This is a genomic window from Bradyrhizobium archetypum, assembly GCF_013114835.1.
Lineage (GTDB): Bacteria > Pseudomonadota > Alphaproteobacteria > Rhizobiales > Xanthobacteraceae > Bradyrhizobium > Bradyrhizobium archetypum.
In genome coordinates, this window is the sequence record NZ_JAAVLW010000007.1 from 256,827 (window position 1) to 275,786 (window position 18,960).

Here is an 18,960-nt window from a genome sequence, read left to right on the forward strand (position 1 = left end):
TGCCCCGCTTAACACGCGGCACGCCGCACACGCAAAGCCGATCACGGCGGGGCGTTCATGCGAGAACGCCACGCCGTCTGTTGACGGAGGCTTACCGAATCGCGACCGGGTTGATCATGCTCTGCACGCCGCCCTTGAAGCGCGGCTGGCCGAGCACGAACAGGAACTCATAGGCCTTGTCCTTGGCGAGTTCGGCCGTATCGAGATTTTCGAGGATATAGGTGCCGTTCATCGGCAGCAGGATCTGGTGTACCTCAAACACATTCTTGGTCTCGAACGGGACCGCCTCGACGCCCCAGGTGTCGGCGCCCACGGCGACCACGCCCTTGCCGGTGAGGTATTTGGCACCTTCGACACCGAGGCCGGGCTCGCCGGCGCCAAAGCGCTTGTCGTCCTTGCCGATCAGGCTGAGCCAGCCGGTGTGGAAAATCACGACATCGCCCTGGCGGATCTCGACGCCCTGCTTCTTCGCGACTTCCTCGATCTCCTTGGTGTTGAAGGCGGTGCCTTCCTTGACCACGTCGGTGTTGTAGTACGCCGCCATGTCGAGCAGCACGCCGCGGGTCACCATCGGCGGGACTTTGTCCACGCCAAGTTTCTTCAGCCCGGTAGGATCGGCGAAGTCGGCAAGCTTGTTGCCATTGTAATAGACGTGCTCGACACCGATGTGGCCGAGGCCGTCGAGCTGGCTGCCGACGCCGACCCAGCCTTCGATGATGTCGTCATTATAAGTCGTCTTGCTCGGCCCAAGGCCCGGAATGCCGGCCTGGCCGGGTTGCACGATCGTGATCTTGAATGCGCGGGGCGGATAGGCGGGGGTCTTGGAGTCGACGGGAATGCCGAGCGCGTAGGTCTTGCCTGTCTTGACCAGGCCCGCTGCCTTCACGACGAGTTCGGGTGTCATGTAATTGGCGGCGCCGATTTCGTCGTTCGGTCCCCATTTCGATTTCGTCCAGTCTTGAGCGCTTGCCGTTCCGACCGTACCCAACAGGGCAACAGAACAGCACAACACGAATGCGTTGCGCATCGCAGTTCCTCCCAGATGTTGACGCTATGGTTTTTGGTAGCTAGCGCCTCATACTAACGTAGCAGTCGCCCACGGCCAGAATTTTTTGAGCCAATGCGTAGCTTGCGATTGGAAAGCGGCAAGCGCACCGCTGCCATTTTGTTACAGAATTGAGGCGGCGAAAAATTCGCGCAGTGGAACGTGGGGGCAGTTCAATGGACGCGCTTAGCCTGTTTGGCCTGTTCGCGGTGACCGCGATGCTGGTGGCTTACGCACTGGAAGATCGCAGCCACTGGTTCATCCTCGCCTTCGCCGCCGCCTGCGCGCTCGGCTCGATTTACGGATTTTTGCAGGGCGCCTGGCCATTCGGGCTGATCGAGGCGATCTGGGCCGGCGTCGCGCTGCGGCGCTGGCATGTCAGGCGGCAATGACCTCGCCATTGCCATTGAGGCAGGACGCAAAGCCCTGCAGGGCGCTGTAGCGATGGGCCGTTCGGCGGGTGATAAAGAGCGTCTCGACGCGCGCCTGCACCGGGTTCAATGCGTGGACGTTGACGGTGTCATTCCGCCCGACTACGGCGCGCGGCAACAGCGTCACGCCCATGTCGGCGGCAACGCAGCCGATCATGCCGTCGAGCGTGCCGAGTTCGAACCGCGTCGCCGACGGCCAGCCGAACTCCGAAAACACCTGCTCAAGCCTTTGGCGGTAAGTGCAGCCGATGCGAAACACCAGCGCGGTCGGACCCGAACCCGGCGTGCCAGCGCGCAAAGCGCCGAGACTCTGCCAGCGCCGCGCCGTAACCAGCACCAGTTCTTCGCGGAACGCCACCGTCGCGTCGAGCTCGGCGTGATCGATGGGCCCCGCGACGAACGCGCCGTCGAACGTGCCGGTGAGCACGCCGGCCACGAGCTCGGCCGTCGTCGATGTCCGCAGGCTCAATTGCACCGCCGGAAAGCGGCGATGGAATTCAGCGAGCAGTGCAGGCAGGCGAACGGCGGCCGTCGTCTCCATCGAGCCGATCGAGAGCGGTCCCTTGGGCTCGCCATCGTCGCGCGCAGCGAGCAGGGCCTCGCGCGACAGCGCTGCCATCTGTTCCGCATAGGGAAGCAGCCGGCGACCCGCGCCGGTCAGCGTCATGCCGCGGCTGTGCCGTTCGAACAGCGCGGTGCCGATCTCGGCCTCCAGCGCCTTTACACGCTGGGTGACGTTGGACTGCACGGTGTTGAGTTCATCGGCGGCGCGGGTGATGCCGCCGAGCCGCGCGACGGCCGAAAAGGTCTGGAGATCGCTCAATTCCATGGCGAATCCCGTTTCGTTTTAGTGATTGTAGCGTTCTCTAGTATTCATTTTTATAGAATGGTAGGTCGGCATACGATCGCTGTCCAGACCGTAGGAGAGCGACATGCCGATATCGACGCCATTGACCGCCCGTCTGGGCATCCAGCATCCGATGCTGTCGGCTCCGATGGATGTCATCGCGGGCGCGCGTCTCACGGCGGCCGTCAGCGCGGCCGGCGGGTTTGGCATTCTCGGCGGCGGTTACGGCGACAGAGCGTGGCTGGACCAGGAGACGGCCAAGCTCGCCGATACACCTGATCCCTTCGGCATCGGCTTCATCACCTGGAGCCTTGCGAAGCAGCCGGACCTGCTCGACATCGCGCTTGAAGCCGGTCCCCGCGCGATCATGCTCTCGTTCGGCGATCCCGGTCCATTCGGGCCGCGCATCAAATCGTCGGGCGCGCTCCTGATCTGCCAGGTTCAGGACGAGGCGATGGCGTGGCAAGCACTCGATGCAGGCGCCGACATTCTGGTCGCGCAGGGGACGGAAGCCGGCGGCCATGGCGCGTCGCGCACCACCCTTGATGTTGTGCCTGCGATCGTCGACCTCGTCGCCGGCCGCGTGCCGGTCGTGGCTGCGGGAGGTATCGGGGACGGCCGCGGGCTTGCGGCGATGATGATGCTGGGCGCTTCCGGCGTGCTGCTCGGCACGCGCTTCTACGCGAGCGCGGAATGTGAAGGGGCAGAACAGGCCAAGCAGCGCATCTGCGCCGCGACCAGCGGCAATAGCGTCCGCGGCATCATCTTCGATCTGTCGCGCAACAATGTCTGGCCTGCGCCGTTTACCGGCCGTTGCCTGATCAACGATCATGCGCGGCGCTGGATGGGGCGCGAGGTCGAACTGATGCAGAACATCAAGGCGGTCGCGGCTGAATATGCGGCGGCGAAGGAGGCCGAAAATTTCGACATCGCCGCCGTCATCGCCGGCGAAGCCGTCGGCCTGATCCATGATGTCCCGCCGGCCGGCGAGATTGTTGACAGGATCGTCACCGAAGCAGAGCAGATATTGGGCGGACGGCGGAATTCAGTCGCCGCCTGACCGCAACCACCTTCGACACATTCAAGCGAGCAAAATCATGTGGCCAGACCGCCGGATCATCGACCTCTTCAAGACCGAGTTTCCGATCGTGCTGGCGCCGATGGCCGGCGGCATGGATGCGGAACTGGTGATCGCGGCGGCGCAAGGCGGGGCGCTGGGCTCGCTGCCTTGCGCGATGATCACAGCCGAAAAGGCGCGCGAGCAGGTCAACATCATCCGCCAGCGCGTGAAAGCGCCGGTTAACATGAATTTCTTCTGCCACAAGCCGGTCGATGCCGATCCCGCGCGCGAGGCCGGCTGGAAGACGCGGCTTGGCGCCTACTACAGGGAATTGGGCATCGATCCCGCCGCGCCCGTCAGCGCCGCCAGCCGCGCGCCGTTCGATGAAGCGATGTGCGAGGTGGTGGAAGAACTGAAGCCGGAAGTGGTGAGCTTCCATTTCGGCCTGCCGGATCCGGCGCTGGTCAAGCGCGTCAAGGCGGCGGGATCAATCGTGATGTCGTCGGCAACGATCGTGAAGGAAGCGATCTGGCTCGAGGAGCACGGCGCTGATGTCATCATCGCGCAAGGCGCAGAAGCCGGCGGCCATCGCGGCATGTTCCTGACCGACAATATCGCCCAACAGCCCGGCACGTTCGCGCTGGTGCCGCAGGTGGTCGATGCGGTGAAGGTGCCGGTGATCGCGGCCGGCGGTATCGCCGACGGGCGCGGCATTGCGGCTGCGTTCGCGCTCGGCGCATCCGGCGTGCAGATCGGCAGTGCCTATCTGCGCTGCCCCGAATCCAAGGTGATCGGACCTGTGCGCACCGCGTTGGCCCAGGCGCACGACGATTCCACCGTCATTACCAACGTTATGAGCGGCCGTCCTGCGCGCGGCGTGGCCAACCGCGTCATGCGCGAGGTCGGGCCGATCTCGCCGGACGCGCCGGCGTTCCCGCACGCCGCGACAGCCCTCGCTCCGCTGAAGGCGGCCGCTGAAAAGCTGGGGAAGGTCGATTTCACCAATCTCTGGGCTGGCCAAGCGGTGCGGATGGGGCGCGAAATGCCGGCGGCCGAGCTGACCCGTTCGCTGGCGGGCGCCGCGCTGGCGCGGTTTGGTGCGTTGAGCGGCTAGCTGGCGGCTGTTCCTAGTGCGCCGGTTCGTCGCGCCTGACCTCCAGATGCTCGGCGGCCAGCGACCGGTAATGCGCGGCCATCTCTTTGTAGTGTTGCCTCGAGATCGGATCGGTCGCGCTTTCCGCGCGGCGTTCGAACATTTCCGCCTTTTCCTGCAGGATTTTAGCCTGTTGGGGCATGGCTCTCCCTCCTGTTTGCCAGGTTAAGCAGGCGAGGTGGACGATCGCGGCGCCGGGCACGGTCCCGATGGACCACAGGGCGGGGGCCCGGCCTTTCCGGCGCCGTCATTTTCGATGGTCGACATGCCACGGCCTCCCGATTGCCTGGACCGCGACGACATCCCCCGACTGTTTCAGCACGACTATGTAAGGAGACGAAAATGGTTTCGTCAGGGCGCTTTGCGCGGGAAATGCGCGCTTGCCGCTCAAAATCCTGTGCATCAGTGAACCGGCTTTTGATCTCAAAAGGGCGGGTATTCGACGTCCGAAGGCCGGCTCCGCCTGTTCCCGCGGTTGCGGCGCAAAAGCGGCCTCTGCTATACGGCGGGTGCGAATTCCCCGTTTGAGGCTTATATTAATGTCCGTTGATGCCACCACCGTTCGCCGCATCGCGCATCTTGCGCGGATTGCGGTCACCGAGGCCGAGGTTCCCCATCTGCAGGGCGAGTTGAACGCCATGCTGGCGTTCGTGGAGCAGCTTTCGGAGGTGAACATCGACGGCGTCGAACCGATGACGTCGGTAACGCCGATGGAAATGAAGAAGCGTGCCGACGTGATCGATGACGGCGAAATTCCCGACGATATCGTGGGGAATGCGCCGGAGACGCAAAACCATTTCTTCCTGGTGCCGAAGGTGGTCGAATAACTCCGTAGCGTTTTCAAGCGAAGTGGACCCCGGATTCGCGTGATGAAAACGCGTCAAACAGTCAAGTTATATCGAGATCGGAAGTCCGATGTGTCTGCTCTGCGACGATGAAAAGGCCTATCAGGCCTACATGAACTATCTCGACGCGATGACGCGGCAGGGCAAGGCCGCCGATCCCGACAAGGCGATGAATGCTGTTCTCGATCAGCTCGAGGCCGCCGACAAGGCGCGCGCTAACGATCCCGCCAACGACAAGACGCTTTCTCCGTTCTTCTGCAGCCCGATCAATAAATGACCGACCTGACATCTCTGACGATCGCGGAGGCCCGCGAGGGCCTCGCGAGCAAGTCTTTCACCTCGCTTGAACTGACGGATGCGCATCTTGGCGCCATGGAAGCGGCGCGTTCGCTCAATGCTTTCGTGCTTGAGACGCCGGACCAGGCCCGCGCCATGGCTCGCGCGATCGATGCGAAGATCGCCAAGGGCGAGGGCGGTCCGCTCGCCGGCATTCCGCTCGGGATCAAGGATCTGTTCGCGACCAAGGATGTGCGTACCACCGCGTGCTCGAAAATCCTCGGCAATTTCGTGCCGCCTTACGAATCCACCGTGACCTCGCAGCTCTGGCGCGACGGCGCGGTGATGCTCGGCAAGCTCAATAATGACGAGTTCGCGATGGGCTCGTCGAACGAAACCTCGTGTTTCGGCCCGGTGGTCAACCCGTGGCGGCGCGAGGGTTCCAACACCACGCTGGTGCCGGGCGGCTCGTCGGGCGGATCGGCGTCCGCCGTGGCGGCGCTGCTCTGCATGGGCGCGACCGCGACCGATACCGGCGGCTCGATCCGCCAGCCCGCAGCCTTCACCGCGACCGTCGGTGTCAAGCCGACCTATGGCCGCTGCTCGCGCTGGGGCATCGTGGCGTTTGCGTCCTCGCTGGACCAGGCCGGCCCGATCGCGCGCACCGTGCGCGATTCCGCGATCCTGATGCGCTCGATGGCGGGCCACGACCCGAAAGATACCACCTCCGTCGACATTGCCGTGCCCGATTACGAGGCTGCGATCGGCAGGTCGGTGAAGGGCATGAAGATCGGCATCCCCAAAGAGTACCGCCTCGACGGCATGCCGGCAGAGATTGAAAAGCTCTGGACCGAAGGCGCGGCATGGCTGAAGGCCGCGGGCGCCGAACTGGTCGAGGTGTCGCTGCCGCACACCAAATACGCGCTGCCGGCCTATTACATCGTGGCGCCGGCGGAAGCCTCGTCCAACCTCGCGCGCTACGACGGCGTGCGTTACGGTTTGCGTGTTCCCGGCCGCTCGATCGGCGAACTGTACGAGAACACGCGCGCCGAAGGTTTTGGCGATGAAGTGCGCCGCCGCGTCATGATCGGTACCTACGTGCTCTCCGCCGGCTATTACGACGCCTATTACTTGCGCGCGCAAAAAGTCCGCACGCTGATCAAGAAGGACTTTGAGAACTGCTTCGCCAAGGGCGTCAACGCGATCCTGACGCCGGCGACGCCGTCGGCGGCGTTCGGCGTCGGCGAGAAGGGCGCCGATCCGGTCGAGATGTATCTCAACGACATCTTCACGGTGACGGTGAACATGGCGGGCCTGCCGGGCATCGCCGTGCCCGCCGGCAAGGACGCGCAGGGCCTGCCGCTCGGCCTGCAACTGATCGGCCGCCCGTTCGATGAGGAGACGCTGTTCTCACTCGGCGAAATCGTGGAGCAGGCCGCCGGCCGCTTCACGCCGCCGCGCTGGTGGTAACGATGGCGGATTTCCGCGCCAGCCTGACGGATGCTGCCCCAGCGCCGGGCCTGCAACCGCCGCTGGCGGCGCTGTGGTGGGCTGCCAAGGGCGACTGGGATCGGGCGCACAGGATCGTGCAGGATGAAGGCAGCGCCGAGGCCGCCTGGGTGCATGCCTATCTGCACCGCGTCGAAGGTGATCTCGGCAACGCCGGCTATTGGTACCGCCAGGCTGGCCAGCCGGTGGCGAAGGATTCTCTGGAAGCCGAATGGGAGCGGATCGTGTCCGCGCTGCTCGGGGGTGCAAAAGCATGAACGTATCAGTCAAACCGGGAAAACTGATCAAGGGCCAGACCGGCGACTGGGAAGTCGTGATCGGGATGGAGGTGCACGCCCAAGTCACCTCGAAGTCGAAATTGTTCTCCGGCGCCTCGACCGAGTTCGGCGGCGAGCCGAACAGCCATGTCTCGCTGGTCGATGCCGCGATGCCGGGCATGCTGCCGGTCATTAACGAGGAGTGCGTCAGGCAGGCGGTGCGCACCGGCCTTGGCCTGAACGCGAAAATCAACCTGCGCTCGGTGTTCGACCGCAAGAACTATTTCTATCCGGACTCGCCGCAGGGCTATCAGATCAGCCAGTACAAGTCGCCGATCGTCGGCGAGGGAGAGGTCGTGGTCGAGCTCGATGGCGGCAAGACAGCGACCATCGGGATCGAGCGGCTGCATCTGGAGCAGGATGCCGGCAAGTTGCTGCACGATCAGTCGCCGACCATGTCCTATGTCGACTTCAATCGCTGCGGCGTGGCGCTGATGGAGATCGTGTCGAAGCCCGATATTCGCGATGCCGAACAGGCCAAGGCCTACGTGACCAAATTGCGCTCGATCCTGCGCTACCTCGGCACCTGCGACGGCGACATGGAGAAGGGCTCACTGCGCGCCGATGTGAACGTTTCCGTGCGCAAGCCGGGCGGTCCGCTCGGCACCCGCTGCGAAATCAAGAACATGAACTCGATCAACTTCATCGGCCAGGCGATCGAGTATGAGGCGCGGCGCCAGATCGAGATCATCGAGGATGGCGGCACGATCGACCAGGAGACGCGCCTGTTCGACCCCAACAAGGGCGAAACGCGCTCGATGCGCTCCAAGGAAGAGGCGCACGACTATCGCTATTTCCCCGATCCCGACCTGCTGCCGCTCGAGTTCACGCAAGACTACGTCGATGATCTGAAGGCACATCTGCCGGAATTGCCGGACCAGAAGAAGGCGCGCTTCATCGAGAGCCTCGGTCTGTCGTCCTACGATGCCGGCGTGCTGGTCGCCGAGCGCGAGAGCGCGGTGTTCTACGAAACCGTGCTCGAAGACCTTGCCGACAAGGGGCGTGACGGCAAGCTCGCGGCGAACTGGGTGATCAACGAACTGTTCGGCCGTCTCAACAAGGAAGGCCATGGAATCGTCGACTCGCCGGTGTCGCCGGCGCAGCTCGCGGCGATCGTCAGCCTGATCGGCGAGGGCACGATCTCCGGCAAGATCGCAAAAGACCTGTTCGAGATCGTCTGGACGGAAGGCGGCGACCCGCGCGAGCTGGTCGAGACGCGCGGCATGAAGCAGGTCACTGACTTGGGCGCGATTGAGAAGGTCGTCGACGACATCATCGCTGCCAATCCGGACAAGGTCGCGCAGGCGAAGGCCAAGCCGCAACTCGCCGGCTGGTTTGTCGGCCAGGTGATGAAGCAGTCGGGCGGCAAGGCTAATCCGCAGGCCGTGAACGACCTGTTGAAGGCGAAGCTCGGCATCTGAATCGTCCCGTAACGGGACATGCTTGCAACGTCGGCGACGTCACGTCGATGTGCGCGTGCATGCATCGATCGCTCATCGCGATCCAAAACCTAACCGTCGCGACTGCAAGCGCGTGTTGCGAATCGGCGGTCGCGATTCGTCCGGAAAGTTCGTTTTGGCGCGCGTCGGCGAGACTTCAGCGCTGTGACCATGAAAATTTTTTTGTTGCCAAACTTCGCGACTCAGAGTCCGTGCACACGGCTTTTCCACGGCATCGTTGAGTCGGGACGACATTGATCGTTCATCGATCATCGTTGTCGTGATTTCAAAAAAGCGCTGCCGTAAAGGCGATTCCTGCAATTTTGACCAACGCCGATGCGCGTCGTTGCGGCAGTTTTTGTATCAAGGCGCGAGCGCCTTGCGATGATGTTGATGTCGATGCTTCGCGCGCTCTCTCATCGCGGTGTCAACACTTCCTTAAGCGGGACGCTGTTTTTTTGAATGCGTTGGTGTATTCGGGATGTCGTGCATCTCGATTCCCGAGTGCACGCAGCAGACTAAAGCCATCTCACTTACATTAGGAGGGCAACATGGCCAAGAAAGCTAAGAAGGCAAAGAAGGCGAAGAGCGCAGTGAAGAAGACTGCGAAGAAGACCCGCAAGGTCGCCAAGAAGAAGAAGTAAGTTCGCTTCTTTGAGAATTGCCGGCGGCTTGATGCCGGCACGTCACACGAGCCCCGGATGAAAGTCTGAAGGCTCTGGTCGACGAAAGAGGGTGTCGGCGAGACATCAGGTCAACGGTCGGATCGCATTTCGGAAGAGCGTCTTTCAAAGAGGTCGCTCTCTCAAAACCGGTCCGGCAGAAGAAACGGGTTTTCTTCGTTCGGTGCGGATATCCTTAACTATCCGCAATTTCATCGGGCCAAAGCCCGGTATGAAATCTGGTCCTGACGTGTTCGCCGACGCCCTCGTTCCCCTGGGGCGTACTCGTCCCCCTGGAACGCCCACTTTCGCTGGAGCGCTCCGACGGCCCCACATCAGGCGTCCGGTGCCGAACTCTTTCCCACCTTCATTTGATTGATCGTTCGCAGCCGTCGATGGTTTCGGTTCCGCCTGCCGTGGCCAGGCATGTTGTCGCCGCCAAGCTTTTGTCCCACGTGCCGTATCGGTCGCAGAGGCCGCTGAACTGTGGATCGTCAGCCGGAAGCCGTCATTTGGGCGGCGCGTTGCGCTGATCCGGTAACCGGTGATGACGCGGCAGGCTGCCGCAATGGTTATCGTTGTGCGAAGTCGCAGGGTAAACCGAATTTGACGGTCGCCGACTTCTCCCTGTGCCGCAGGCATTTCTGCGATTCCGTGTTCGACGGCGGGAGCCGCGCGTTTACACCTCGTTTATCGCGAACCTTAAACTGCCCTTCAAATTTGATCGGCCATGATCGCCTTAACACAGACCGGAAAAACGGCGTTGCGGGTGTTTCAACATTGGACAGGGGCCGCGCTCGGGGGAGGGCGGCAACGATAAAAAGGGGAGCTACGGATGTTTCAGGGGCAGATCGATCTCGACACGGCCATTCCGGTGGAGGCGACGGCGATCCCGGACGTGCTGTTCGAGCGCGGCCTTTACTGGGCGAGCGGCCGTTCCGGCGTGGTGAATCTCGTTGCGGCCCACAAATGGTTCAATCTGGCCGCACTGAAGGGGCGTGCGGATGCAATCGCGATGCGCCGCGAAGTCGCCGCGATGATGTCGGACGCCGAAATCGCCACGGCGCAGCGCGAAGCCCGCGCCTGGATGACGGCGCACTGAGGTGGCCGGCGTCACGCCGGCGGATTTCCGCTGGCAAAGGCAGCATTTCTTCCGCTTTCTTGCCGCTCCCGCAGGGGCAGGGATCGTTGCGCCCGACATGTCGCCAGGGATTCCTGACCGGCTCCTGGGGATATGCGAGATCGGCCCAGGGTGATGTGTCATCACCCTCTTCGAAAGCGTCGTCTTCCAAACCGCGCGTCAGTCCAGCGAGTCGAGCACGTCCTCGATGTAGCCAATATTGACCTGCGTGAATCGTCCGATGTCATCGGGCGCATCCGCATCCGGTCGCGATCGATGCGGCGTTCCCAGCCAGAAACGTCGCCGCGCCGAACAACGCTTCACGGACGAACCCGTCGATCGAACTGTCGATCATCAAGGCGAACAGCGCGTCGGCATCGCCATCGAACACGCCGGCGACGATCTTGGCCATGCTTTCGGTGACGGCATCGCCGAGCAGATCGTTCACGTCTCGGAAGGGACGGCGCAGCAAATGCAGCAGCGGCTGGCAAGCTTTGCTGTCGCGCGCAGCGCCCAGAATATGGATTCCGCGGAACAGCAGAAAGCTTTCATCATCCGACAGGTGCGCGCCATCCGCCGCCCGCCGCAGCAGGACGCGCAATTTCGGCTCGGGTTCCTCGATTCGCAGCGTGCAAATTCCGATCGCGAAATCCGGCAGCTTCTCTTCCGTCGCGATGGCGTGGAGGTAATCGTCGATCGCACCGAGATCGGGCATGTTCTCGCCGTCGCCCAGGATCGCTCAAGCTCCTCCTTCTTCATGCGGGCCTCCATGGCGAGTTGATGGGCGCGCGTTTGCGAGCCGCGAACCGTAGCGCATTTGGCACGAAAATTATGCGGTCATGATGCAGAAGGAAGGATAAGGCTTGTTCGATTTGATCAACCGAAGGATCGCAGGCGCTCACGATGACCAGCCCGCCGTCGCTGGTTCGCAGCTATGGCGCCGCACCCGCCTTCGCTTGCGTTCCGTCGCGGGTATGCCGCGCCGAAGCGCAAGCGATGAGCAGGTGGCGGAGCCGGAGGGATTCGAACCCTCGATAGGGCTTTACAACCCTATAACGGTTTAGCAAACCGCCGCCTTCAGCCACTCGGCCACAGCTCCATAAGCGCGGATATGCCTGACGCGAGGGCCAGCCGCAAGCGCCAGATTCAGATTACGCCAAGGCCATTTAGAGGCGCCGCGCTTCCGCGGCGCGCGGGCATCCTGCGGGGCGCTTTACTGCCGCAGCTTTCGGGACTTTGCGCGGGCCAACGACACTATATATGAGGCGACCGGCACCCCCGCTTGGCGCGATCATGGCGTCTCTGTCGTCGCAGGAATGCTCCGCGCAGGCCGGGTCCCGGTTGCCTCGAAATGAAGCATCTCGTCGCGCGAATGTGATTCGACATCGCTGCTGAGGTGATTCGGCCCCTTTGAGCGGTCAAATCGCGCGATATGCGGGTGGCGCCTGCGCGGCAATCTGCAAGTGCATTTTTGATCATCGGGAAGGGCGAGCGTTCTTGGCGCTCTCGCCGTCGACCGGCGGGCTCCTGGGCGGCGAGACGCGGCCTCGAGCCTTAGTAATCGTCATAATTGTGGCCAGGCGGCGGCCTCATCCTCCGTCGCGCAGATACAGCGAACCATCCCGTCCGGGCCCTCTGACGACTCTATTATGTGTGTGACGTCGGATCGGATTCGGCTGATCGATTCGACGATGCAAAGCGCGTTGAAGGGCGGACAGAGGATTGCTGCGGTGCCCGCGGCATCTTTTCGGTGTCACCTGGGGCTATTCAAAAATAGCAAGTAAAAACAGTAGCTTGCAGAAAAAATTCGATCACAAACACGTGTTATTTGTGCAACACCCTCCGGAAAAGGGGTGAAGTCAGGGCGTCCGAAGCGGTTCCCTTGTTGCTTGTGAAGAAGTCCTCGGTAATTGTGATTGCGCGACGGAGGGGGGCATCCCGAGGTCGTCCCGTTTTAGGTGGTTCGCTTAAGTCCCTCGCGTTCATGCGGGAGTGTCCGAAGGCGCGAAGCGACTAAGCGGGTTTCAGGGGACAAGGGAACCAACCTTAGGGTGTTTCACCCAGCGGATCCGGAACCTTCCCTACAGAGCAACTTGGAGGTTTAACATGAAGATGGTTAAGAGCCTTATTCTCGGCTCAGCGGCGGGTTTGATCGCCATGAGCGGAGCACAGGCGGCCGATCTTCCCGTCAAGGCCAAAGCGGTCGAGTACGTGAGGATCTGCTCCCTTTACGGCGCGGGTTTCTTCTATATCCCGGGCACCGACACCTGCATCAAGCTGGGTGGTTATCTGCGCATCGACACCACGTTCAATGGCAACGTTTACGGTGGACCGGCTTGGTCTGGTGATCTCGGCCAGGGCAACCGTTACCGTGACTACTTTGCCGGCCGTTCTCGTCTGGCGCTGACGGTTGATACCCGTACCGCCACCGAATATGGCGTTGTCCGCACCTTCGGTCAGGCCAACATCCAGTTCAACAACTTCGGAACGGGCAACCCGACCGCTATCAATACCTTCCCGGCTTCCAGTGCCAACGGCCTGATGACGGCGGGTGGCGGCTACGTCGCGGTTGACATGATCTTCCTGCAGTTCGCTGGCTTCACCTTCGGTAAGTCGGCTTCCGCATTCGCGACGCCGTGGCACGGCTATCCGGGCAACAACAATTCGTTCCTGATGGGCGGCCACGACAGTGTCACGGGCGTGAACAACATCCAGTACACCGTTCAGTTCGGCAACGGCGTGTCGGGCACCATCGGTCTCGATGATCCGACCCAGTACAACCGTACCAACCTGCTCAACCTCAGCCTCGCTGCAAACGCCACTGGCGTTCCCGGTCCGACGGCCTTCGCAGGCGCGGGCGTCAACTCCTACGGCGGTACCCACGCTCCGGACATCGTCGGTAACATTCGCGTTGACCAGGCTTGGGGTCTGTTCCAGATTTCGGGTGCTGCGCACCTCGTGAATGCTTCCTACAACATCCTCGGCCCCACCGGCGCTCCGAACAACCTGTCGGAAATCTCCGGTCACCCCGAAGACAAGTGGGGCGGTGCCGTGATGGCTGCGTTGCAGATCAAGAACCTCCCGACTGGCGCCGGCGACGACTTCAAGATCGACGCTACCTTCGCCAAGGGTGACACCAAGCAGGTGGTTTCCACGAGCGGCACTTCGCCGAGCTTCGCCATGTTCGGTTCGACGGGTCTTGCGGGCGGTTACCAGAGCATTGGCTTCGGTCAGACGGCTGACGCCGTATTCCTGCCGATTGCCAACGGCGGTACCGGCGACATCAAGCTGGTGGACGCATGGGGCATCCGGGGCGCGTTCAACCACAACTGGGATCCCTACTGGTCGACCAGCCTCTGGGGCAGCTACGGCTCCGTGCGCTACGGCGGTACGGTTGGCGATCTCACCACGGCCAAGGGTCAATGGTGCGCCAACTACACGACTGGCAAGGTCGTGTCTGCAGACTATAGCTGCAACCCGGACTTTAACTTCGCCCAGGTTGGTGTGATCACCCGCTGGACTCCCGTCAAGAACCTGACGTTCTCGGCTGAAGTCGGCGCGTTCTTCCTCGACCAGAAGTTCACCGGTTCTGCCGTTCTGACGCCGACGGCTCCCAAGCCGACCGCGATCTACGAGTTCCGCGATCAGAGCACCGTGTTCCTGAACGTTCGCGCTCAGCGTAACTTCTGATCCCGAAAGACTTGAAACACCAGGAGAACCCCCGGCAGGCAACTGCCGGGGGTTTTTCTTTTCATTGTGGGTCGGCGAATGGCGAACAGGGGAGTGGCGAATAGGGAAGATTGGCAGAGTGAGGGTCCACTGGCCATTCGCTATTCGCCACTCGCTCGATGGCCGCTATTCCACGCTGGCGCCGCGATGCAGGTCGGCTTCGATCTGGAGCTTGGTTCCCCCGCCAAACCGCGCGCGATAGACCTGCAGATTCTCCATGATCCGCTGCACGTAGTTCCGCGTCTCGGAGAACGGGATCAGCTCGACCCAATCGACGGCATCGACCTTGGGATCGCGCGGATCGCCATAGCGCTCGATCCATTTCTTCACGCTGCCGCGGCCGGCATTGTAGCCGGCGAAGGTAAGGATGTACGAGCCGCGGTAGTCCTCGAGCAATCCGCCGAGCTCGGCAGCGCCAAGCATGGCATTGTAGACGGAATCGGTCTTCATCCGCTGAAGGTCGAAGCTGACGCCGGCCCGCTTGCAAACATAGCGGCCGGCCTCCGGCGTGACCTGCATCAGGCCATAGGCTTGGGCCGGGGACACCACGGCCGGATTGAAGGCGCTTTCCTGCCGCGCGATCGAGTAGACGACGCTGGGCTCGACCTCGGGGCCGAGCTGCTTGAATGACGGAATGCCCATCACGGGATAGGCGTAGTGATCGAACGGCAAGCCGCGGTTGAGCGCGGCCTTGCCGAGCAGCAGCATGCCGCGGGCATCATGGTGGCGCGCCGTGAGTTCGCCGAGACCCACCACGGCATCGGGATCGCCGTTCTCGCCCATGTCGGCGAGGATCGGGATCGCAAGCTCGCGCTCATCGAGCTCATAGAGCAACTGCACGGCGCGGACGATCTCGAGCCGCTCGACTCCGCGGCCGCGGCCACTCGGGATGCCGTTCAATTCGAGTTGCGGCAAGCCGAGCTTGGCGCGCGCCAGTTGGCCGTAATAGCTGGTCGATTGCTCCGCTGCCCGTCCATAAGCCGCGCGGGCTTCCTGCGCGCGGCCGGCGGCTTCCGCTGCGCGGCCTTGCCAATAGCCGGCGCGCGCGAGCGCGGTCGGATTCGCGCTGCCGACGCCGATGCGCGCGAAATGCTGGGCGGCGACTGCCGGATCTTTCAAGAACCGTAGCGCAATCCAGCCGGCGGTGAACTCCTGCTCGGTCTTGTAGATGTCGCGCGTCGGCAGCGCCGCATCGCGCGCGATGAGATAGGCGGTGCGATGCTCGCCGACATCCAGCATCTTGCGCGCCAGCAGGCGCCGCTCGATCCACCATTCATTGAGATTATGCAGGCGGTTCGGATCTTTCGGCGCGTTCAGCATGAGCTGCGCCGCTTCGCTGAACTTTTCTTCGCGGCGAAGGAGCTGGATCTTCGCGAAGAGATAGCCGGTTTCGCCATGCAGTTCGTGCGGCACCGCTTCGAGCAGGGCCCTGAGGTTGGAAGCTTTCTTGTTGGCCGCGATGCGCGCTTTTGCGAGCGCGACATGGCCCGATCCGAGTCGTTTCGCGGCGCGCATGCCGCCGGCTTCCTGCTCGGTGCCGTAAAGCAGCGAATCCATCCGTGCCTTGTGGTCGCCCGCGGTTAACAGCGCGCCGAACATGTCGAGCGCCGCGGTCTCGGTGTCTTCCGACATGCCATCATGACGCCAGGCCTCGCGGACCAGCCGCTCGGCGTTGGCGCGATCGCCACGCGCGAGCATCACTTTCGCCAGCGCGAATTTTCCCTTGGCCGAGATCGGCGATTCGTTTGCGAACCACGACCACACCGTGGCGTCGTCGCGTCGGTCATCCCACAGGGCGGCCTCGATGCGCCGGCGCAGGAAAATTTGGGACGGCCAGCTCGGATTTGCCGAAACAAACGCACGGTAGCGCTCGACGGAAGCATTGTTGTTGTCGCTGCGCAGGATCAGCCACTCCGCGAGCTTGCGGGCGACTGGATCCGAGATCGCTGCCTGCGCCTGCGTTGCGTCGCCAGGCTTCTGCTTGCGCACGAGCTCGATGACGTTTTCCAGCGCGTCCTTGTCGGCCTGCGACGTCGAGGAGGTCGCGGCGACCGCTGCCGGCGCCACCTGTTTGCGCGGCGGCGGGGCGGCATGCTGGCGCGTCGCCGGCGCCAGCACAGGCGGCGGTGGAGCCGGCGCCGCAGGCGCATGGGCGGTCGCCGCCGAGGTGTGGGCGGCCGGCACGTTGCTAGTTGCAGATTTGGGAACGACGTTGCGGGCGATCGGCCGCGGCTTCGGCATGGGAACTTTTGGCTTGGCCCAGGCTTCCAGAGGGAAGGCAGTCAGGCCGATCGCCAGCGCCAAGCCCGTGGCCAGTGCGGTCGATCGCAATGCGGCGGCGCGGGCGGAAGGGATCACGGCTTTCCTCTGCGGCGGCGAATCATTCAATCGCTCCAGCCTTAGGTCTATTGATCGAATTTGTGGACAAAGTACTAAAAGCGTCGTGGCCACCCTGTTTGCGCCATCACCACGGCAAAATCGCGGCTAACGGGCCTTTGCGGGAAGGCGGCTCCGTCAAGGCCAAGAAAGAGCGTCGAAACAAAGCGGTACCGCCTCATGCACGGCCCTTTCGCCTGATCGCCAGACCCGATATGAATTGAGATCCAGTTTCGGTCGAGCCGTTTCTTAAGCGTTTGGAGGACGTCCATGGCAGCCAAGACAAAATTCCGGGGGTCGTTCACCGCCTTGGTCACGCCATTCAAGAACGGCTCGCTCGACGAGGCCGCTTTCCGCGCCCTGGTGGGCTGGCAGATCACCGAAGGCACCAATGGCCTGGTGCCCGTCGGCACGACAGGCGAAAGCCCCACCTTGAGCCATGACGAGCACAAGCGCGTCGTCGAATGGTGCATCGAGGAGGCGAAGGGCCGCGTGCCTGTGATCGCCGGCGCAGGCTCGAACTCCACCAAGGAAGCGATCGAATTGTCGCAACACGCAGAGAAGGCGGGCGCCGACGCCGTGCTGATCGTCACACCCTATTACAACAAGCCTACGCAAGAGGGCATGTATCAGCACTTCAAGGCGATCAACGACGCGATCAACATTCCGATCATCATCTACAACATCCCGCCGCGCTCGGTGATCGACATGTCGGTCGATACCATGAAGCGGTTGTGGGAATTGAAGAACATCGCCGGCGTCAAGGACGCGACGGCCAGCATGGTACGCGTCTCGCAGCAGCGTGCGGCGATGGGTGAGGACTTCAACCAACTCTCCGGCGAGGACGCCACTATCATCGGCTACATGGCTCATGGCGGCCATGGCTGCATTTCCGTCACCTCCAACGTTGCACCGAGACTGTGCTCGGAGTTCCACACCGCCTGGCAGAAGGGCGACGTCGCCGCCGCGTTGAAGATTCATGACAAGCTGATGCCGCTCCACATGAACTTGTTCATGGAAACCAGTCCTGCGCCGGTAAAGTACGCGATGTCACTGCTTGGCAAGATGGACGAGAAGCTGCGGCTTCCCATGGTGCTGGTGCAAGAATCGACCCGGGCTGCCGTACGCAGTGCCATGGTGCATGCCGGCCTGATCAACTAGGGGACCGGCACTGTCTTCGCCCGAGGGACGAAGAGGGGAGCCAACATGCTGAAGGAATTCCGCGAATTCGCGATGAAGGGCAATGTCGTCGACCTCGCCGTCGGCGTCATCATCGGTGCGGCCTTCGGCGCCATCGTGACGTCGCTGGTCGGCGATGTGATCATGCCGATCATCGGCGCGATCACCGGCGGTCTCGATTTCTCCAACTATTTCACGCCGCTGTCCAAGGCGGTGACGGCCAACAACCTGGCGGATGCCAAAAAACAAGGCGCGGTGCTGGCTTGGGGCAATTTCCTCACGCTGACGCTGAATTTTCTCATCATCGCCTTTGTCTTGTTCATCGTGATCCGGATTATGAACCGGTTGAAGCGCAAGGAAGAAGTCGCTCCGTCGGCGCCGAAACTGACCAGGCAGGAAGAGCTGCTGACCGAAATCCGCGACCTTCTGAAAAAGAGCTAACGTGACTGACAAGAACGAGCGCCCGATCAAGGTCGTCGCCGAAAACCGCAAGGCCCGGTTCAACTACGCGATCGACGACACCATCGAAGCCGGCATCGCGCTGACCGGCACCGAAGTGAAGTCGATCCGCAACGGCAAGACCACCATTGCGGAATCCTACGCGGATTCCAAGAACGGCGAGATCTGGCTGATCAACGCCAATATTCCGGAATACCTGCAGGCCAATCGCTTCAACCATGAGCCGAAGCGGCCGCGCAAGCTGCTCTTGCACCGAAAGCAGATCAACAGGCTGATGGGCGCAGTCGATCGCGAAGGCATGACGCTGATCCCGCTCAAGCTCTATTTCAATGAGCGCGGCCGCGCCAAATTGTTGCTGGCGATCGCCAAGGGCAAGAAGCTGCACGACAAGCGCGAGACCGCAAAGAAACGCGACTGGAGCCGCGAAAAGGGCCGGCTGATGCGGGCGAGGGGATAGGAAGCGAATGACGAGTAGCGAATGGTAGATTCCCCCGGCGATCTCTCTATTCGCCA

Annotated in this window: 18 protein-coding genes, 1 tRNA gene and 1 pseudogene; 13 read left to right on the forward strand and 7 right to left on the reverse strand. The window is 62.4% G+C overall.

Annotation, left to right across the window (positions count from 1 at the left end; genetic code table 11):
• Nucleotides 1–91: 91 nt before the first annotated feature.
• Nucleotides 92–1,027, reverse strand: a complete 936-nt coding sequence (locus HCN50_RS24125; RefSeq protein ID WP_171712385.1) for a cyclase family protein — start codon at nucleotides 1,025–1,027, stop codon at nucleotides 92–94.
• A 194-nt stretch (nucleotides 1,028–1,221) separates the two neighbouring features.
• On the opposite strand from HCN50_RS24125, the gene HCN50_RS24130 reads away from it, so the two are divergent.
• Nucleotides 1,222–1,437 (forward strand): hypothetical protein, encoded by a 216-nt coding sequence (locus HCN50_RS24130; protein ID WP_171712386.1) that lies wholly within the window; start codon nucleotides 1,222–1,224, stop codon nucleotides 1,435–1,437.
• Here HCN50_RS24130 and HCN50_RS24135 read toward each other — a convergent pair.
• Nucleotides 1,424–2,305, reverse strand: a complete 882-nt coding sequence (locus tag HCN50_RS24135; protein ID WP_171712387.1) for a LysR family transcriptional regulator — start codon at nucleotides 2,303–2,305, stop codon at nucleotides 1,424–1,426. The two genes, HCN50_RS24130 and HCN50_RS24135, sit on opposite strands and share 14 nt — an antisense overlap.
• A gap of 103 nt (nucleotides 2,306–2,408) precedes the next feature.
• Between HCN50_RS24135 and HCN50_RS24140 the strand changes: the two genes are divergently transcribed.
• Nucleotides 2,409–3,383, forward strand: a complete 975-nt coding sequence (locus tag HCN50_RS24140; RefSeq protein WP_171712388.1) for an NAD(P)H-dependent flavin oxidoreductase — start codon at nucleotides 2,409–2,411, stop codon at nucleotides 3,381–3,383.
• A 37-nt stretch (nucleotides 3,384–3,420) separates the two neighbouring features.
• Complete coding sequence (locus HCN50_RS24145; protein ID WP_171712389.1) at nucleotides 3,421–4,497, forward strand: NAD(P)H-dependent flavin oxidoreductase; 1,077 nt, start codon at nucleotides 3,421–3,423, stop codon at nucleotides 4,495–4,497.
• 13 nt (nucleotides 4,498–4,510) lie between these two features.
• Here HCN50_RS24145 and HCN50_RS24150 read toward each other — a convergent pair whose 3' ends face one another.
• Nucleotides 4,511–4,678: a hypothetical protein gene (locus HCN50_RS24150; protein ID WP_171712390.1), complete on the reverse strand. Its 168-nt coding sequence runs from the start codon at nucleotides 4,676–4,678 to the stop codon at nucleotides 4,511–4,513.
• A 397-nt stretch (nucleotides 4,679–5,075) separates the two neighbouring features.
• Between HCN50_RS24150 and gatC the strand changes: the two genes are divergently transcribed.
• From gatC to HCN50_RS24180, 6 genes are all read left to right on the forward strand, one after another.
• A complete protein-coding gene (gene gatC, locus HCN50_RS24155; RefSeq protein WP_171712391.1) occupies nucleotides 5,076–5,363 on the forward strand; it encodes an Asp-tRNA(Asn)/Glu-tRNA(Gln) amidotransferase subunit GatC in 288 nt (95 codons plus the stop codon).
• 88 nt (nucleotides 5,364–5,451) lie between these two features.
• Nucleotides 5,452–5,658: a hypothetical protein gene (locus tag HCN50_RS24160; RefSeq protein WP_171712392.1), complete on the forward strand. Its 207-nt coding sequence runs from the start codon at nucleotides 5,452–5,454 to the stop codon at nucleotides 5,656–5,658.
• Nucleotides 5,655–7,127 (forward strand): Asp-tRNA(Asn)/Glu-tRNA(Gln) amidotransferase subunit GatA, encoded by a 1,473-nt coding sequence (gene gatA, locus HCN50_RS24165; protein WP_171712393.1) that lies wholly within the window; start codon nucleotides 5,655–5,657, stop codon nucleotides 7,125–7,127. The genes HCN50_RS24160 and gatA overlap by 4 nt, the downstream gene beginning before the upstream one ends.
• Nucleotides 7,128–7,129: 2 nt before the next feature.
• Entirely contained in the window at nucleotides 7,130–7,423 is a 294-nt protein-coding gene (locus HCN50_RS24170; protein ID WP_171712394.1) for a hypothetical protein, read from the forward strand.
• Nucleotides 7,420–8,904: an Asp-tRNA(Asn)/Glu-tRNA(Gln) amidotransferase subunit GatB gene (gene gatB / locus HCN50_RS24175; protein ID WP_171712395.1), complete on the forward strand. Its 1,485-nt coding sequence runs from the start codon at nucleotides 7,420–7,422 to the stop codon at nucleotides 8,902–8,904. Before HCN50_RS24170 ends, gatB begins: the two co-directional genes overlap by 4 nt.
• Nucleotides 8,905–10,419: 1,515 nt before the next feature.
• Nucleotides 10,420–10,686, forward strand: coding sequence for a hypothetical protein (locus HCN50_RS24180; protein ID WP_171712396.1), 267 nt, complete (start codon nucleotides 10,420–10,422; stop codon nucleotides 10,684–10,686).
• 70 nt (nucleotides 10,687–10,756) lie between these two features.
• Here the strand turns inward: HCN50_RS24180 and HCN50_RS24185 are convergent.
• From HCN50_RS24185 to HCN50_RS24195, 3 genes and pseudogenes are all read right to left on the reverse strand, one after another.
• A pseudogene (locus tag HCN50_RS24185) lies at nucleotides 10,757–10,876 on the reverse strand (hypothetical protein); the annotation flags it as partial.
• 72 nt (nucleotides 10,877–10,948) lie between these two features.
• The gene (locus tag HCN50_RS24190; RefSeq protein ID WP_171712397.1) at nucleotides 10,949–11,419 is read right to left on the reverse strand and encodes a DUF1186 domain-containing protein; all 471 of its coding nucleotides are present in this window, start codon (nucleotides 11,417–11,419) and stop codon (nucleotides 10,949–10,951) included.
• Between the two features lie 290 nt (nucleotides 11,420–11,709).
• Nucleotides 11,710–11,803 (reverse strand) — tRNA-Ser (locus HCN50_RS24195).
• A gap of 1,007 nt (nucleotides 11,804–12,810) precedes the next feature.
• Between HCN50_RS24195 and HCN50_RS24200 the strand changes: the two genes are divergently transcribed.
• Nucleotides 12,811–14,394 (forward strand): porin, encoded by a 1,584-nt coding sequence (locus tag HCN50_RS24200; protein ID WP_171712398.1) that lies wholly within the window; start codon nucleotides 12,811–12,813, stop codon nucleotides 14,392–14,394.
• A gap of 165 nt (nucleotides 14,395–14,559) precedes the next feature.
• Here HCN50_RS24200 and HCN50_RS24205 read toward each other — a convergent pair whose 3' ends face one another.
• Complete coding sequence (locus tag HCN50_RS24205) at nucleotides 14,560–16,791, reverse strand: lytic transglycosylase domain-containing protein (RefSeq protein ID WP_376700316.1); 2,232 nt, start codon at nucleotides 16,789–16,791, stop codon at nucleotides 14,560–14,562.
• A gap of 288 nt (nucleotides 16,792–17,079) precedes the next feature.
• Between HCN50_RS24205 and dapA the strand changes: the two genes are divergently transcribed.
• Genes dapA through smpB form a run of 3 tightly spaced genes read left to right on the forward strand, consistent with a single transcriptional unit; the run spans nucleotide 17,080 to nucleotide 18,904 of the window.
• Nucleotides 17,080–17,970, forward strand: coding sequence for a 4-hydroxy-tetrahydrodipicolinate synthase (dapA, locus tag HCN50_RS24210; protein ID WP_171712399.1), 891 nt, complete (start codon nucleotides 17,080–17,082; stop codon nucleotides 17,968–17,970).
• Between the two features lie 45 nt (nucleotides 17,971–18,015).
• On the forward strand, nucleotides 18,016–18,429 hold the full coding sequence (mscL, locus tag HCN50_RS24215) for a large conductance mechanosensitive channel protein MscL (RefSeq protein WP_171712400.1): 414 nt from the start codon (nucleotides 18,016–18,018) through the stop codon (nucleotides 18,427–18,429).
• A 1-nt stretch (nucleotide 18,430) separates the two neighbouring features.
• Entirely contained in the window at nucleotides 18,431–18,904 is a 474-nt protein-coding gene (smpB, locus tag HCN50_RS24220) for an SsrA-binding protein SmpB (protein WP_171712401.1), read from the forward strand.
• The last annotated feature ends 56 nt before the right edge of the window (nucleotides 18,905–18,960 follow it).

What these genes read in the sequence shown, in the direction of transcription:
- HCN50_RS24125 (WP_171712385.1), bottom strand. Translation starts at nt 1,027, where the DNA reads ATGCGCAACGCATTCGTGTTGTGCTGTTCTGTTGCCCTGTTGGGTACG.
- HCN50_RS24130 (WP_171712386.1), top strand. Translation starts at nt 1,222, where the DNA reads ATGGACGCGCTTAGCCTGTTTGGCCTGTTCGCGGTGACCGCGATGCTG.
- HCN50_RS24135 (WP_171712387.1), bottom strand. Translation starts at nt 2,305, where the DNA reads ATGGAATTGAGCGATCTCCAGACCTTTTCGGCCGTCGCGCGGCTCGGC.
- HCN50_RS24140 (WP_171712388.1), top strand. Translation starts at nt 2,409, where the DNA reads ATGCCGATATCGACGCCATTGACCGCCCGTCTGGGCATCCAGCATCCG.
- HCN50_RS24145 (WP_171712389.1), top strand. Translation starts at nt 3,421, where the DNA reads ATGTGGCCAGACCGCCGGATCATCGACCTCTTCAAGACCGAGTTTCCG.
- HCN50_RS24150 (WP_171712390.1), bottom strand. Translation starts at nt 4,678, where the DNA reads ATGCCCCAACAGGCTAAAATCCTGCAGGAAAAGGCGGAAATGTTCGAA.
- gatC (WP_171712391.1), top strand. Translation starts at nt 5,076, where the DNA reads ATGTCCGTTGATGCCACCACCGTTCGCCGCATCGCGCATCTTGCGCGG.
- HCN50_RS24160 (WP_171712392.1), top strand. Translation starts at nt 5,452, where the DNA reads ATGTGTCTGCTCTGCGACGATGAAAAGGCCTATCAGGCCTACATGAAC.
- gatA (WP_171712393.1), top strand. Translation starts at nt 5,655, where the DNA reads ATGACCGACCTGACATCTCTGACGATCGCGGAGGCCCGCGAGGGCCTC.
- HCN50_RS24170 (WP_171712394.1), top strand. Translation starts at nt 7,130, where the DNA reads ATGGCGGATTTCCGCGCCAGCCTGACGGATGCTGCCCCAGCGCCGGGC.
- gatB (WP_171712395.1), top strand. Translation starts at nt 7,420, where the DNA reads ATGAACGTATCAGTCAAACCGGGAAAACTGATCAAGGGCCAGACCGGC.
- HCN50_RS24180 (WP_171712396.1), top strand. Translation starts at nt 10,420, where the DNA reads ATGTTTCAGGGGCAGATCGATCTCGACACGGCCATTCCGGTGGAGGCG.
- HCN50_RS24190 (WP_171712397.1), bottom strand. Translation starts at nt 11,419, where the DNA reads ATGCCCGATCTCGGTGCGATCGACGATTACCTCCACGCCATCGCGACG.
- HCN50_RS24200 (WP_171712398.1), top strand. Translation starts at nt 12,811, where the DNA reads ATGAAGATGGTTAAGAGCCTTATTCTCGGCTCAGCGGCGGGTTTGATC.
- dapA (WP_171712399.1), top strand. Translation starts at nt 17,080, where the DNA reads ATGGCAGCCAAGACAAAATTCCGGGGGTCGTTCACCGCCTTGGTCACG.
- mscL (WP_171712400.1), top strand. Translation starts at nt 18,016, where the DNA reads ATGCTGAAGGAATTCCGCGAATTCGCGATGAAGGGCAATGTCGTCGAC.